The organism is Aquibaculum arenosum (genome assembly GCF_029222965.1).
Taxonomy (GTDB): domain Bacteria; phylum Pseudomonadota; class Alphaproteobacteria; order Kiloniellales; family DSM-21159; genus Aquibaculum; species Aquibaculum arenosum.
The window spans coordinates 417,564-432,275 of record NZ_JARHUD010000001.1 but is presented as its reverse complement, the minus strand read 5'-3'; the positions used below and the strand labels follow the sequence as shown (position 1 = coordinate 432,275).

General features: G+C 65.7%; 12 protein-coding genes. 4 read left to right on the top strand and 8 right to left on the bottom strand.

Features of this window, described 5'->3' with window-relative positions; genetic code table 11:
• Positions 1–9: 9 nt before the first annotated feature.
• A complete protein-coding gene (gene dacB, locus P2G67_RS01990; protein ID WP_275819495.1) occupies positions 10–1,464 on the bottom strand; it encodes a D-alanyl-D-alanine carboxypeptidase/D-alanyl-D-alanine endopeptidase in 1,455 nt (484 codons plus the stop codon).
• 73 nt (positions 1,465–1,537) lie between these two features.
• Here dacB and trmFO point away from each other — a divergent pair, with 73 nt between their 5' ends.
• Together trmFO and uvrA are read left to right on the top strand one after the other, a co-directional pair.
• Positions 1,538–2,896: a methylenetetrahydrofolate--tRNA-(uracil(54)-C(5))-methyltransferase (FADH(2)-oxidizing) TrmFO gene (gene trmFO, locus P2G67_RS01985; RefSeq protein ID WP_275819493.1), complete on the top strand. Its 1,359-nt coding sequence runs from the start codon at positions 1,538–1,540 to the stop codon at positions 2,894–2,896.
• A 107-nt stretch (positions 2,897–3,003) separates the two neighbouring features.
• Complete coding sequence (gene uvrA, locus P2G67_RS01980) at positions 3,004–5,868, top strand: excinuclease ABC subunit UvrA (RefSeq protein ID WP_275819491.1); 2,865 nt, start codon at positions 3,004–3,006, stop codon at positions 5,866–5,868.
• 9 nt (positions 5,869–5,877) lie between these two features.
• Here uvrA and P2G67_RS01975 read toward each other — a convergent pair whose 3' ends face one another.
• Positions 5,878–6,903: a lipid A deacylase LpxR family protein gene (locus P2G67_RS01975; RefSeq protein ID WP_275819489.1), complete on the bottom strand. Its 1,026-nt coding sequence runs from the start codon at positions 6,901–6,903 to the stop codon at positions 5,878–5,880.
• A gap of 101 nt (positions 6,904–7,004) precedes the next feature.
• Positions 7,005–7,826 (bottom strand): DeoR/GlpR family DNA-binding transcription regulator, encoded by an 822-nt coding sequence (locus P2G67_RS01970; protein WP_275819487.1) that lies wholly within the window; start codon positions 7,824–7,826, stop codon positions 7,005–7,007.
• A gap of 185 nt (positions 7,827–8,011) precedes the next feature.
• On the opposite strand from P2G67_RS01970, the gene P2G67_RS01965 reads away from it, so the two are divergent.
• Together P2G67_RS01965 and P2G67_RS01960 are read left to right on the top strand one after the other, a co-directional pair.
• On the top strand, positions 8,012–8,380 hold the full coding sequence (locus P2G67_RS01965; RefSeq protein WP_275819486.1) for a hypothetical protein: 369 nt from the start codon (positions 8,012–8,014) through the stop codon (positions 8,378–8,380).
• A 98-nt stretch (positions 8,381–8,478) separates the two neighbouring features.
• Positions 8,479–9,447 carry a DMT family transporter gene (locus P2G67_RS01960; protein ID WP_275819484.1) on the top strand — a complete coding sequence of 323 codons (969 nt, stop codon included), beginning with the start codon at positions 8,479–8,481 and terminating at the stop codon, positions 9,445–9,447.
• Here the strand turns inward: P2G67_RS01960 and P2G67_RS01955 are convergent, their stop codons facing one another.
• The 5 genes from P2G67_RS01955 to P2G67_RS01935 all read right to left on the bottom strand — a co-directional run bounded on the left by P2G67_RS01955 (position 9,448) and on the right by P2G67_RS01935 (position 14,661).
• Complete coding sequence (locus P2G67_RS01955) at positions 9,448–9,900, bottom strand: DNA polymerase III subunit chi (RefSeq protein WP_275819482.1); 453 nt, start codon at positions 9,898–9,900, stop codon at positions 9,448–9,450.
• A gap of 21 nt (positions 9,901–9,921) precedes the next feature.
• Positions 9,922–11,418, bottom strand: a complete 1,497-nt coding sequence (locus P2G67_RS01950) for a leucyl aminopeptidase (RefSeq protein WP_275819480.1) — start codon at positions 11,416–11,418, stop codon at positions 9,922–9,924.
• 262 nt (positions 11,419–11,680) lie between these two features.
• Positions 11,681–13,075: an NAD(P)(+) transhydrogenase (Re/Si-specific) subunit beta gene (locus P2G67_RS01945; RefSeq protein ID WP_275819478.1), complete on the bottom strand. Its 1,395-nt coding sequence runs from the start codon at positions 13,073–13,075 to the stop codon at positions 11,681–11,683.
• 16 nt (positions 13,076–13,091) lie between these two features.
• A complete protein-coding gene (locus tag P2G67_RS01940) occupies positions 13,092–13,514 on the bottom strand; it encodes an NAD(P) transhydrogenase subunit alpha part 2 (protein ID WP_275819476.1) in 423 nt (140 codons plus the stop codon).
• 1 nt (position 13,515) lies between these two features.
• The gene (locus P2G67_RS01935; protein ID WP_275819473.1) at positions 13,516–14,661 is read right to left on the bottom strand and encodes a Re/Si-specific NAD(P)(+) transhydrogenase subunit alpha; all 1,146 of its coding nucleotides are present in this window, start codon (positions 14,659–14,661) and stop codon (positions 13,516–13,518) included.
• Positions 14,662–14,712: the final 51 nt, after the last annotated feature.

The following is a 14,712-nucleotide window of genomic DNA, read 5'->3' as shown; positions in this document are numbered from 1 at the left end:
GGCCAGGCCTCACTCGCTGCCCCTGCTCCGCAGCACGGCAAAATCGCGGCGCATGGCCTCGAAGGCATCGGCCCGGGCAATCGGCTGGCCGGGCGCGCCGTTGACGAGGAAGGCGAAGGCGCCCCATCCTCCGTCGGGAAAACGCAGATAGCCGGCAAAGGTGGTCACTGACACCGGCACGCTCAGCCCGCCGGTCTTACCGGCCACGTTGGTCGCCCACTCGGGATCCTGCCCCCGCAATAAAGTGCCCCGGGCATGCAGTGGCACGCTCAGCGCACCGAGGAAGGGCTGGAAGAGATCGAGGCGCATGTAGATACGATCGAGCAGGGCCACCAGCTCGCGCGCGCTCACCCGGTTCTCGGGATCCAGGCCGCTGCCGTCGCGCAGGTTGGCTACCGGACTTACACCCTGCCCGAAGCGGCTTCCGCTCAGGCTCTCGTGCAGATAGCGGCTGAGAAAGGCGCCTGCCTGAGGGAGGTTCAGTGGCGCGCCCTGGCCGGCATTGCGCGACAGCTCCAGGGCCAGGACGTCAGCGGTGAAGTTAGTGGAGTAGTACATCATGCTCTTGAGCGTTTCGCCCAAGGGGCGCCCTTCATACTGGGCCAGCACGAGCTGATAGGGCTGCGGCGTGTAGGCGAAGCGGAGTTCGCCTTGGAGCGTCACGCCTTCGCGCTGCAGGAAGCCGCGCAAGACCTCGCCGCTGTGGCGCTCCGGATGCGCCACTGAGCGCCGGATCGCCACCGGTTGATGCCCCGCCGGAACGCTGCCAGCCACCTGCAGACGCTCGCCTTCGCTGAGGCTGTCGCGCACCACCTGCAGATCGAAGCCACCACCGGCCCGGGTGCTGGTGTCTGCGACCACCTGGAGCGAGGGCAGTTGGAAGGGCTCGGGCTGCACCTGGGCGGCCTGCCCGGCGGCCGCCCCCGGGCGCAGGGTCACAGCCACGCTGGCGAAATTGACCGCGGCGGCGGAAAGCGGTGCGGCATAAGAGTGGTGGGATTGCGCCAGGGCCTCGCAACGATCGCGCAGGCTGCACTCCACATGGCCGAAGCGCGAGGCATCGATGATCAGGTCGCCCGAGACCTCCTGGATACCCTGCTGCGCCAGGTCCCGCGCCAGATGCCAAAGCCCTTCCTCGGTCAGCGCCGGGTCGGCCCCACCGATCAGCACCAGATCGCCGGCAACGCGCCCGTCCTGCGGTGTCGCTGTCGCGGCAATCCGGGTGGTGAAGCTGTGATCCGGGCCCCAGGTCTCCAGCGCCAAGGCGCCGGTGACGAGCTTGGTGACTGACGCCGGCGTGACCTGGCGATCGGGTGACAACTCGGCGACGATCCGCCCGTCGTCCAGATCGACCACCAGCCCGGACACCGCACCGCCGCGCGCCTGCAGCGCCGCCAGATTGGGCAGATCCTGCGCCAAGACCGGCAAGGCAAGAAGCCAGGCAAAGAGCCCAAACGCGCTCATGCGGAGCATCCGGCAAAACATTCTCACTGGAGGTCCATTGTCGCGGCCCGAGTGCACCGCTATCTCTCGCAGCATGGATAAGACCCGCCTTTCCCCAGTCCATGTCGTCGGCGGCGGCCTGGCCGGCAGCGAAGCAGCCTGGCAGATCGCACGCAGCGGCGTACCCGTCGTGCTGCACGAAATGCGCCCGCAGCGCAAGACGCCGGCGCACAAGACCGAGGGGCTGGCTGAGCTGGTTTGCTCCAATTCCTTCCGCTCGGACGACGCCATGAACAACGCCGTCGGCCTGCTGCACGCGGAAATGCGCCGCTGCGACAGCCTGATCATGCGCTGCGGCGATGAGCACCGCCTGCCGGCAGGCGGTGCGCTGGCGGTGGACCGTGACGGCTTCTCAGAGGCGGTGACGGCCAACCTCGCCGAGCACCCGCTGGTGGAGATCCGGCGCGAGGAGGTGGCGGGTCTGCCACCGGAGGACTGGGACAGCGTCATTCTGGCTACCGGGCCGCTCACATCGCCAGCGCTGGCGGAGGCGATCGGCGCACTCGGCGGCGAGGACCATCTCGCCTTCTTCGACGCCATCGCTCCCATCGTGCACCGGGAGAGCATCGACTTCGACGTGGCCTGGTTCCAGTCCCGCTACGACAAGGGGGGAGGCAAGGACTACATCAACTGCCCCCTGGACCGTGAGCAGTACGAGGCCTTCATCGACGCCCTGCTGAACGGCGAGAAAACCGAGTTCCGCGAGTGGGAGAAGGACACGCCCTACTTCGAGGGCTGCCTGCCCATCGAGGTCATGGCCGAACGCGGACGCGAGACCCTGCGCTACGGTCCTATGAAGCCGGTCGGCCTGACCGACCCGCGCAGCGAGCGGGAAGCGCATGCCGTGGTCCAGCTCCGCCAGGACAATGCTCTCGGCACGCTGTTCAACATGGTCGGCTTCCAGACCAAGCTGAAGTACGGCGAACAATTGCGCATCTTCCGCAGCATCCCGGGACTGGAGAACGCGGAGTTCGCTCGGCTCGGCGGCCTGCACCGCAACACCTTCATCAATTCGCCCAAGCTGTTGGATGGGCAGCTCCGCATGAAGGCGGCGCCACGCCTACGGGTCGCCGGCCAGGTCACCGGCGTGGAGGGCTATGTGGAAAGTGCCGCCGTGGGCCTGTTGGCAGGACGCTTCGCTGCGGCCGAACGCAAGGGCGAGGGAGCAAATCCGCCGCCGCCTACCACGGCGCTGGGCGCCCTGCTCTCCCATATCACCGGGGGTGCCGAGGCCGAGACCTTCCAGCCCATGAACATCAACTTCGGCCTGCTGCCGCCTATTGCGCCACCGCCGGGCCAGCGCAAACTGAAAAAGCGCGATCGCAAGCCCGCGCTGGCCACGCGCGCCCTGGAGGACCTGGACGGCTGGCTTGAGCCTGTTCCGGCCGACTAGGCATCGATGGCCCAAACCACAGGCCAATTTGTTCACGAAATGATCCTCGCCAAAGGGGCCCAGGCGCGGCATAGTAACGGCCTTCCCCCGACCCGGATGAACTGCCCATGCCCTCGGAAATGACCGGTCCGAAGATCGACGTGCGCGGTGCGCGCGAGCATAATCTCAAGAACGTCGACGTCGTGCTGCCGCGCGACAAGCTGGTGGTGATCACCGGTCTCTCCGGCAGCGGCAAGTCCTCCCTCGCCTTTGATACCATCTACGCCGAGGGCCAGCGCCGTTATGTCGAATCGCTTTCGGCCTACGCACGGCAGTTCCTGGAACTGATGCAGAAGCCGGATGTGGATTCCATTGAGGGCCTCTCCCCGGCGATCTCGATCGAACAGAAGACCACCTCGAAGAACCCGCGCTCGACCGTCGGCACAGTCACCGAGATCTACGACTACCTGCGCCTGCTGTACGCCCGGGTCGGCGTGCCCTATTCCCCGGCCACCGGCCTGCCCATCGAGAGCCAGACCGTCAGCCAGATGGTTGACCGTGTCATGACGCTGCCGGAGCGCACGCGTCTCTACCTGCTCGCCCCCATCGTGCGCGGCCGTAAGGGGGAGTATCGCAAGGAACTGCTGGAGCTGCAGAAGCGGGGCTTCCAGCGGGTCAAGATCGACGGCGAGATCTACGCCATCGACGAGGCGCCGGCGCTGGACAAGAAGCGCAAGCACGACATCGAAGTGGTGGTGGACCGTCTCATCGTCCGCCCCGATCTCGAACAGCGTCTGGCCGAGTCCTTCGAGACCGCGCTGGAGCTGGCGGACGGCCTGGCCTTCACTGAGGATGCCGACAGCGGCGAGCGCCTGACCTTCTCGGCGCGCTTTGCCTGCCCGGTTTCGGGCTTCACCATCGACGAGATCGAGCCGCGCCTCTTCTCCTTCAACAATCCCTTCGGCGCCTGCCCCGCCTGCGATGGACTGGGTGCGACCTATTTCGTCGCCCCCGATCTGGTGGTGCCGGACAGCAGTCTGACTCTGGAGCGTGGCGCCATCGCGCCCTGGGCAAGCTCCTCCTCGCCCTACTACGCTCAGACGCTGCGCTCCCTGGCGAAGCACTTCCAGGTCAGGATGACCACGCCCTGGCGCGAGCTGCCCGACGAGGTACGCGACGCCATCCTCTTCGGCACCAAGGGCAAGCCGGTCACCATGACCTTCGACGACGGCCTCAGGCGTTACGAGACCAAGAAGGCCTTCGAAGGCATCGTCCCCAACCTGGAGCGCCGCTGGAAGGAAACCGACAGCGACTGGGTGCGCGAGGAGATCGAGAAGTACCGCGCCAGCCGCCCCTGCGAGGCCTGCGGCGGTCACCGCCTTAAGCCCGAAGCGCTGGCGGTCAAGATCGACGCCCTGCACATCGGCGAAGTGGTCGAGAAGTCGGTGGCCGAGGCCCTGGCCTGGTTTCAGGGTCTGGAACCCAAATTCACTGCCAAGCAGCGCGACATCGCCCAGCGCATCCTCAAGGAGATCCGGGAGCGCCTTGGGTTCCTGAACGACGTGGGCCTGACCTATCTCACCCTCTCGCGGGCCTCAGCGACGCTATCGGGCGGAGAAAGCCAGCGCATCCGCCTGGCCTCGCAGATCGGCTCGGGTCTAACTGGCGTGCTCTACGTGCTCGACGAGCCCTCAATCGGCCTGCACCAGCGCGACAACGCCCGCCTGCTGGACACGCTGCGCCGGCTGCGCGACATCGGCAACACGGTGATCGTGGTCGAGCATGACGAGGATGCCATCCGCGCCGCGGATCATCTGGTGGACATGGGCCCCGGCGCCGGGGTGCATGGCGGCAGCATCGTGGCCGAGGGCACGCCGGAAGAGGTGATGGCCAACCCCACCTCCATCACCGGCCAATACCTGACCGGCCGGCGCCAGATCGCCGTGCCCACAACGCGCCGCAAGGGTCGGAAGCAGCAGAAGCTCACCCTGCGCAACGCCCGGGGCAACAACCTGAAGGGCATTGACGCCACCATTCCGCTCGGCACCTTCACCTGCGTCACCGGGGTTTCCGGCAGCGGCAAGTCCACTCTGACCATCGACACGCTCTACAAGGCCATCGCGCGGCAGCTAAACGGCGGCCGGGTGCAGCCGGCGCCGCATGACTCGATCCAGGGCCTGGAGTTGCTGGACAAGGTAATCGACATCGACCAGTCGCCCATTGGCCGCACCCCGCGCTCCAACCCCGCCACCTACACCGGCGCTTTCACCCCGATCCGGGAATGGTTCGCCGGTCTGCCGGAGGCCAGCGCGCGCGGCTACAAGCCCGGCCGCTTCTCCTTCAACGTGAAGGGCGGACGCTGTGAGGCCTGTCAGGGCGACGGGGTGATCAAGATCGAGATGCACTTCCTGCCCGACGTCTACGTCGAGTGCGACGTCTGCAAGGGCAAGCGCTATAACCGGGAAACCCTGGAAGTCACCTTCAAGGGCAAATCCATCGCCGACGTGTTGGCCATGACCGTCGAGGAAGCGGCACTCTTCTTCCAGGCCGTCCCCAGCATCCGCAACAAGATGGAGACCCTGGAGCGCGTCGGCCTCGGCTACGTCCAGGTGGGCCAAGCGGCAACGACCCTCTCCGGCGGGGAGGCGCAGCGCGTGAAGCTGGCCAAGGAGCTCTCCCGCCGCGCCACGGGCCGCACCCTCTACATCCTGGACGAGCCCACGACGGGGCTGCACTACGAGGACGTGAAGAAGCTGCTGGAAGTGCTGCACGCGCTGGTGGATCAGGGCAACACAGTGGTTGTGATCGAGCACAATCTCGAGGTCATCAAGACGGCGGACTGGATCCTGGACCTGGGGCCAGAAGGTGGCGACGGCGGCGGTCAGATCGTCGCCCAAGGCACGCCCGAAGCCGTGGCCGAAACCCGCGGAAGCCACACCGGCGCCTTCCTGGCCCCCTACCTGCCCGACCTCAAAGACCGCCGCAGCGCCTGAAAGCCGGGATCAGAAGCGCATACGCCAGGAGAGGGTCAGGGCGCCGAAGCGATCGCCCTTGTCGCGGTTGCGGATCTGCGGCGTGCGGTAGACCTGGGTGTAGGCGAGGCGGAAGTTTTCGTAGCTCACGGCGGCGCCGGCTTGAAGCTCGCCCACGAACCAGCGGCGCGAGACGCTGTGGCCGCCGCCGAAGGTGTTCCCGTCGAGGAAGATGTCCCGCGCCACCCCGCGGCCTTCGAGGCCGAGGAAAACGTAGCCGCTGAGCCCGCCGACCTTGAAGAAGGTGCTGCCCGGCAGGCTGGGCCGGATGCGCGGCGGCCCGAAGTCCTCTTCCAGGTCAAAACCCACGCGCAAGGACGCACCGGCGCCTGCATAGGTGGCCACATTGCCCAGAGCCACCCCCACATGCGGCAGCAGATCGACACCGAAGCGATCGCCGAAGGGCCGGTGATGGAACTGCCGCCACTTGCGCTCGTAGGTGAGCTGGATGCCCGGTTCGCTGCGCAACTGGTGCTGCCAGCCCTCAGCTTCCGGCGCCGAGATCAGGCGATGCACTGAGTTCTGTACCTGGCGCCCCATCGCCGGAGGTCCGACCACTCCAACATCGAGCGCCAGGCTCTGCAGGAGCTGATAGCGCGAATCGTAGGCCACAGCGGCCAGCCCCACATAGAGCCAGCCCGCATAGGGCCGATCATCCTTCTGGCGCTGTTTGGTTTGCGTGTCCCGCGGGGTGAAGATGCTCTGCCCGACGGACAGGCTGTAGCGCAAGCGATCGCCGTAAGTCAGGCCCGGTACGGTTTCGATCAGCCGGCGCGCCCAATGCTCACCCTGAATCTCCGGCGAGAGCCAGGAGAATTGGGTGCCGTGCGTGTAGTCGCGGTCCGTATCGTTGACCAGATCATTCTCAAGCTTCAGAGAGAAGGTGCCGTCTTCCGGACGCACCGGCTGACGCGGCGCCTCGGGTTCGGCGGACTCCTGGGCAAACACGGGCGACACGAGAAGGCAGAGCAACGCTCCGGTCAGACGACCAATCATTTTCCCACTCATGCGGAGCTTATGCCACAAAGACACCGCTTGTGCGTGTGTCTTTCTCCGGACAGGTGGGTCACAGGTCTGCTCCACAGGGCACCAGGGTGTCACGAGGCTGCCTCAGTCCTCTCCTGTGGATAAACCACCTTCACACCGGCGGCCAGCAGGCTTTCGCGCATGTTCGCTGACGGTGGGCGGTCGGTGAAAAGCCGGTCGATCTGGTCCAGATGCCCCAGTCGCACCAGCGCGTTACGGCCGAATTTGCTGTGATCGGCCACGAGATAGACTTGTCGGGAGTTGGCGATGATGGCCTGTGCCACCCGCACCTCCCGATAGTCGAAATCCAGCAGGGAGCCATCGGGATCGATGCCGCTGATCCCGATGATGCCGATGTCGACCTTGAACTGCCCGATCAGGTCGATGGTCGCCTCTCCCACGATGCCGCGGTCGCGGCTGCGCACCAAGCCACCGGCGACGATGACCTCGATGGCCGGATTCTCGCTCATTGTGGCCGCGACATTGAGATTGTTGGTGATCACCCGCAGGCCGTCGCGTCGCACCAGGCTGCGCGCAACGGCTTCGGTTGTGGTGCCGATGTTGAGGAACAGGGAGGCACGCTCCGGCACCGCCTCGGTAACCAGTTCGGCGATCAGGCGCTTTTCTTCGAGCTGTTTCACCCGGCGGGCGGGATAAGGCTCGTTCTCCACGCTGGATGGCAGGCCTGCACCGCCGTGATAGCGCAGCAGCATGTCCTGGGAGCAGAGCGCATTGATGTCGCGGCGGATGGTCTGGGGGGTGACCGCAAAGTGCTCGGCCAGCCCCTCGATCGAGACGAAACCCCGCTGCCGCGTCAGTTCCAGAATGCGTCGGCGGCGCGGGCTCAACACCGCCTCGTTCTTCGCCCCTTCCGCAGAAACGGCCTGCTTCACCTGTGCCTCCCCTCGAGCTGCGGCGATCCGGCTATTGAAGCGGGGTGGAGGTTCGCTGTACAGGGAAGTCTCGGCAGCGTTCCCGGCGTTGCCATGCGGGATCCGCTCTAGCCCGCATGCTGTCCAGCACCACAGACTGGGGCTGCTTCACCACGCTTCGCCAGAGCACGATTGGGAGATTCCAGGTGACGCCTTCGGACCGTCCGACCTTTCCGTTCCAAGCGATTGCCGTACGAGGCGCTTTGCTTGCCGGGCTGCTGTTCGTCGCAGCCGGCTGCCTGCACAGCGCCCCAGCGCCACAGGTCACCGGCGATCCGCGCGATAAGGTTGTGGCTGTCTACGGCCAGCCCCACGCCCGCCAGAGCAACGGCAACATCGAGGTGTGGCAGTATTGCGAACCTGCCAGCGGTGCGGATGCTGCGCGCGGTGACAAGCTGCATCTGGTCTGGCTGATCGATGGCGTGGTTTCCCGTGAAAGTCATCACCGCTACGACCTCGAGGGCTGCCGCAACCTCTACGTCGTCGACCTGGGTTCTCCGCCGCACCGCAGTTGAGCGGACTATCGCTGTGGTCTCCCCTGCAGGATTCGCAGCCCAGATGATCGGCCGATGCGTGTAGCCTCCCCCGCAGTCAGGGGACCTACAGTAATCGCATGAGCCAAGTGTCCGATAGGGGAGAAGCCACGCCAGCACAGCGCGCGGCGGCTGCCGACCCACAAACAGTCCAAGCGGAACAGCAGAGCCGCGGCGATCGCACACTTAACGGCATCGCCATGATGCTGATCGCCGTCAGCCTCTTTTCACTGATGGACGGCTTCGTGAAATGGCTCGGCGATGACTACCCGACGATGCAGATCGTCTTCTTCCGTTCCCTCTTCGCCTTCATCCCGCTGGCCTTCATCATCCACCGCATGGGCGGGATGAGCAGCGCCCTGCGGGTGCGCCGGCCCGGGGGGCATCTGCTGCGCTGCCTCTGCGGCACGGCGGCCATGTCGCTGCTGTTCTACGCCTACAGCCAGATGAAGCTGGCCGATGCCGTGGCGATCAGCTTTGCCGCGCCGCTCTTCATCACCCTGCTCTCGGTTCCCATGCTGGGCGAGAAGGTGGGGATGCGGCGCTGGCTCGCTTGCCTGGTCGGCTTCGTGGGCGTGGTGATCATGATCCAGCCCGGCCCAGGGGTCTTTCAGGTGATCGCCCTGGTGCCGCTGCTCGGCGCGCTCTTCAACGCACTGGCGATGATCTACGTGCGCAGCCTGTCTCGCACCGAAACCAACGCATCCATCATTTTCTGGTTCACCGTCAGCACCACACTGCTCTCGGGTGTGTTCATGCCCTTCCAGTGGGTGATGCCGGTGGGATGGGATTGGGGCCTGCTGATCATGGTCGGCCTGCTGGGCGGCGGCGCGCAGATCGCCATGACCGCCGCCTTCAGCCGCGGTGCCGTGGCCGTGATCATGCCCTTTAAGTACACCTCGATGCTCTGGGCGGTGCTCACCGGCTGGCTGATCTGGGGCGAGACCCCGGGCCTGCACATCTGGCTTGGTTGGCCCCTGGTGGTGCTGAGCGGACTCTACATCGTCTATCGTGAAGCCATGCTGCGGCGGAGCCCGCGCACCGGCTGACTAGCCTTGCTGCTTGCTCCAGCGCCCGCGCGCGTCCTGCTGCCAATAGCTGAGCGTGTGTCCGGCGGCTTTCAGCTCCTTCCACTGCGCCCGCGCAGCGGTAAGCGCCTCTTGGTCCCCGCCATCGAACAGCAGGGCACAGAGCTCGTAGTTGTCGATCTGCGCTGAGGTCGCACCGTCGGTCAGGAAGAGATAGGCCGCGCCGTTGGGGTTCTCGTCCTTCTCGGTGATCCAGACCGGCTGCGCCTCGGCGTGACCGTCGCGCGCGCTGCCGTGCGGCAGGAAGCCGCGGTCGTCGTAGGTCCAGAGCAGCCCGCAAAGCCACTCCACCCGCTCTTCCGAGCGGGCCATGACCACCGCGCGCTTGCCGCGCTCCAGCGTCTTCTCCAACAGTTGCGGCAGCGCGCGGTCCAGGCCGGTCGTCGTCAAATGATAGAAGCGGACCTCCGTCACGCTGCCCTCCGCAGCCCGCGGCTACTTCTCCAGCCGGTTGGCCACATAGCGGTCGAGCAGGCGCACGCCGAAGGCCGTGGCGCCCTTGGGCACCGTCGGCTTGTCCTTATCGGACCAGGTGGTGCCGGCGATGTCGATATGGGCCCAATGGACGCCCTCATTCACAAAGCGCTGCAGGAACTGGGCCGCGGTGATCGAGCCGCCCCAGCGCTGACCGGTGTTCTTCATGTCGGCGATGTCGCTGTCGATCATCCGGTCGTACTCTTCGCCCATGGGCAGGCGCCAGACCGGCTCTCCCACGGCCTTGCCCGCCTCGGTGAGCGCGGCCGAAAGGGCGTCATCATTGCTGAAGAGACCTGCGGTGGACTTGCCGAGCGCGATCATGATCGCACCGGTCAGGGTCGCGAGATCGATGATGGTCTCCGGCTTGTAGCGCTCCTGCACGTAGGTCAGCACGTCGGCCAGGACCAAGCGTCCCTCGGCGTCCGTATTGATGATTTCGATGGTCTGCCCGGACATGGAGGTCACCACGTCGCCCGGGCGCTGGGCCTTGCCGTCAGGCATGTTTTCCACCAGACCGCACGCGCCCACGACATTCACCTTCGCCTTGCGAGCGGCCAGGGCGTGCATCAGGCCGACGACCACACCGGCGCCGCCCATGTCCCACTTCATGTCTTCCATGCCGGCGGCCGGCTTCAGCGAAATGCCGCCAGTGTCGAAGCAGACGCCCTTGCCCACGAAGGCCACAGGATAGCTGTCGCCTCCCTCGCCCGCGCCGTTCCAGGTCATCAGCAGGATGCGCGATTCGCGCTCCGAGCCCTGGCCGACGCCGAGCAGCGCGCCCATGCCACGCTCTTGCATCGCCGCCTCGTCGAGGATCTCGACCTTGACGCCGAGCGCCTCCAGCTCCTTTGCCCGCTCGACGAAACTCTCGGGGTAGAGCACGTTCGCCGGCTCGGAGACCAGATTGCGCGTGGTGAAGACGCCGCCAGCCACCTGTTCCAGCGAGGAAAAGGCCTGCGTCGCCGCTTCCTGCTCGGCACAGCGCACCTCAAGGGCGGAGAGGCTCAGCTTCTTCTCCTTCTCCTCCTTGGTGCGGTACTTGTCGAAACGGTAGTTGCGCAGCAGTGCGCCGTAGGCGGCATGCGAGGCCTGGGCCGCCGCCGACAGCTCGCTGCCGGCAATATCCACCAGCAGCATGGCGTCACTAACCCCGGCGCCGTTCAGATGAGCGGCCAAGGTGCCGCCTGCGGCCTCGAACTCCAGGGCGGAGGCCTTGTCTGCCTTGCCCACACCCACCAGCACCAGCCGGTCCAGCTCCAGGCCGCGCGGCGCCAGAAGTTCGGTGAGCTGCCCCTTCTTGCCCTTGAAGCGGCTGCCCTCCAGCAGACGGGCCAAGGCGCCGTCCATGGCGGTGTCGAGCTGCGCCAGCATACCGGCCGGCTTGCCGTTCTCCGGCACGAGTACCGCCAGGGATCCTTCGGTGGGAAGTTCGGGAGCGGCAAAGCTGATGCGCATCGATGACCTCGCGATTGACTGAGAAAGGCCGCCAGGGCCCGCAGGCCGAGGGCCGTTTGAACTAGAGCGGATCGCGTTTGATCTGTAACGCGCAGCGTTCAGAACAAACGCGTGAATCCGCTCTGAATAAAAGGTGTAGAGCAGATTCACGTCTCAAACCGCTTCGCTTCGAACCCGATTCGAGACGATCTGCTCTAAGCGATAAGCGGCCCCGGCGAAGGCGTCAATGACTCCGCCGGGGCAGGCAGGGGCTGCAGGCCGATCAGGCCTCCAGCGACTTGACGATGTCCTCGCACATCTTCTTGGCGTCGGCGAGGAGCATCATGGTCTGATCCATATAGAACAGCGGGTTGTCCACGCCGGCATAGCCGCTGGCCATGGAGCGCTTCACGAAGAGCACGTTCTGCGCCTTCTCCACGTCCAGCACCGGCATGCCATAGATGGGCGAGGCCGGGTCTGTCTTGGCCGAAGGGTTGGTCACATCGTTGGCGCCGATGACGAAGGCCACATCGGTTTCCGAGAATTCGCGGTTGATCTCGTCCATCTCGAAGACCTCGTCGTAGGGCACGTTGGCCTCGGCGAGCAGCACGTTCATGTGTCCCGGCATCCGCCCGGCCACGGGGTGAATGGCGTACTTCACCTCGACACCCTCCTTCTTGAGCAGATCGGCCATCTCACGCAGCGCATGCTGGGCCTGGGCCACGGCCATGCCATAGCCGGGGATGATGATCACCTTCTCGGCATTGCGCATCAGGAAGGCTGCATCCTCGGCCGCCCCCTGACGATAGGTCCGGTCCTCATCGCCACCGCCCCCGGCAGCGGCACTCTCTCCTCCGAAACCACCCAGGATCACGGAGAAGAAGGAACGGTTCATGCCCTTGCACATGATGTAGCTGAGGATCGCACCAGCCGATCCCACCAGCGCGCCGGTGATGATCAGAAGGTTGTTTCCCAGCGTGAAGCCGATGCCTGCCGCAGCCCAGCCCGAGTAGGAGTTGAGCATGGAGATGACGACGGGCATGTCGGCGCCGCCGATCGGGATGATGATCAATACCCCCAGCAGCAGGGTCAGCAGCACCAGCAGCCAGAAGGCCGTCGCCGACTGCCCCGCCACCATCCAGACGATCAGCACGACAGTGAGAATGCCCAGCGCCAGGTTCAGCCAGTGCTGCATCGGGAAGACCACCGGCTTGCCACTGACGAGGCCCTGAAGCTTGGCAAAGGCAACGATCGAGCCGGTGAAGGTAATGGCGCCAATGGCGGCACCGATCGACATTTCGATCAAAGAGGCAGCCTTGATGTCGCCCGGAAGCCCGATGCCATAGGCGGCCGGATTGTAGAAGGCCGCAGCCGCCACGAGCACTGCGGCCAGCCCCACCAGCGAGTGGAAGGCCGCCACCAGCTGCGGCAGTGCCGTCATCTGGATGCGCAGGGCGATCATGGTCCCAATCGACCCGCCGACGATGACGCCGGCGAGGATGAGAACAAAGTTGACCTCCGGCAGGATGAACAGCGTGGTCAACACGGCAATGGCCATGCCGGCCATGCCATAGCGCAGACCTCCGCGGCTCGTTTCCGGATGCGACAGTCCGCGCAGCGCCAGGATGAAGCAGATGGAGGCGACGAGGTAGAACAGGGCGGCGAGATCGTGACTCATTGTGCTTTCCCTCGCCTCATCTCTGCTTTTTCTTGAACATCGACAGCATCCGGTGGGTCACCAGAAAGCCGCCGAAGATGTTCACGCTGGCCAGCGTCACGGCGATGAAACCCATGATTTCACTGAAGCCGTAGCCGCCGGTGCCGGCAGCGATCAGGGCGCCGACGATGATCACCGAGGAAATGGCGTTGGTCACACCCATCAGCGGCGAATGCAGCGCCGGGGTGACGCGCCAGACCACGTGGTAGCCCACGAAGATCGCCAACACGAAGACGGTCAGTCCGGTTACCAGTGGCGAGGGTCCCACGGCTTCGGCCAGTGGTGCGCCGGTCTCGGCCCCCACCCGCGCCGCTTCGCGTGCCAGGTCCGCGGCGCCGTCCGATAGCGCCCGGGCCTGGTTGGCCAGGTCGATGGCCTGGTCGATCAGCTTCTCGCTCATCTCACTCCCCCTTTTCCGCCGGTGTGAGCGCCGGATGGACCACTGCGCCCTCCCGTGTCACCAGGGTGCCCTTCACGATCTCGTCGTCCCAATCGACCTTCAGGGCCTTGCTCTCCTTGTCGAAGAGCAGGGAGACGAAATTGAAGAGGTTGTTGGCATAGAGCATGGAGGCATCGGCCGCGAGGCGGCCGGGCACATTACGGTGGCCCAGGATCCTGACGCCGCCAACGTCAATCACCTCGCCCGGCTGTGACAGCGCGACGTTGCCGCCGTTCTCCACCGCCAGGTCGACGACCACCGACCCGGGCTTCATGGAGCGCAGCATCTCCTCGCTCACCAGCCGCGGCGCGGGGCGCCCGGGTATCAACGCCGTGGTGATGACCACGTCCATCTTCGGGATCGATTCGGCCAAGAGCGCTGCCTGCTTCTTCAGGTACTCCGCGCTCATTTCCTTGGCATAGCCGCCGGCGGTCTCCGCCTGCTTGAACTCCTCGTCCTCCACGGCCAGGAACTTGCCGCCAAGAGACTGCACCTGCTCCTTGGCCGCCGGGCGCACATCGGTGGCATGGACCACGGCCCCCAGGCGCTTGGCAGTGGCGATGGCCTGCAGGCCGGCCACGCCGGCGCCCATGATCAGCACCTGCGCCGGATTGATGCGTCCTGCAGGCGTCATCATCATCGGAAAGGCGCGCCCATAGGTCGCGGCCGCATCGATCACCGCCTTATAGCCTGCCAGGTTCGCCTGGCTGGACAGCACATCCATGGACTGGGCGCGGGTGATACGCGGCATCAGGTCCATGGCAAAGGCGCCGACACCGGCCTCCGCCAGTGCGTTCAACTCCTCGCCTGCCCGGAAGGGGTCGAGGATACAAGCGAGCAGCGCCGACTTCGGCAAATTTGGCAATTCCTCCGGCAAGGGCCGGCGGACCTTGAGCACAAGATCGGCGCCACTGACGGCAGCCGCAGCGTCGCTGGCAATCTCGGCGCCCTGGTCGGCGTAGGCCTGGTCAGGCAGGGACGCCCCCTCCCCAGCCCCGCTCTCGATCGCGACGTCGATACCGAGACCCTTGAACTTCTTGACGCTTTCCGGCGTCGCCGCAACGCGCGGCTCGTCCGGGCGCCGCTCCTTCAAGATGGCGATCTTCATCGGCTACCTTTCCCAAACCCCCTCGTACCGGGCGGCTTTGCAGTGATCCCC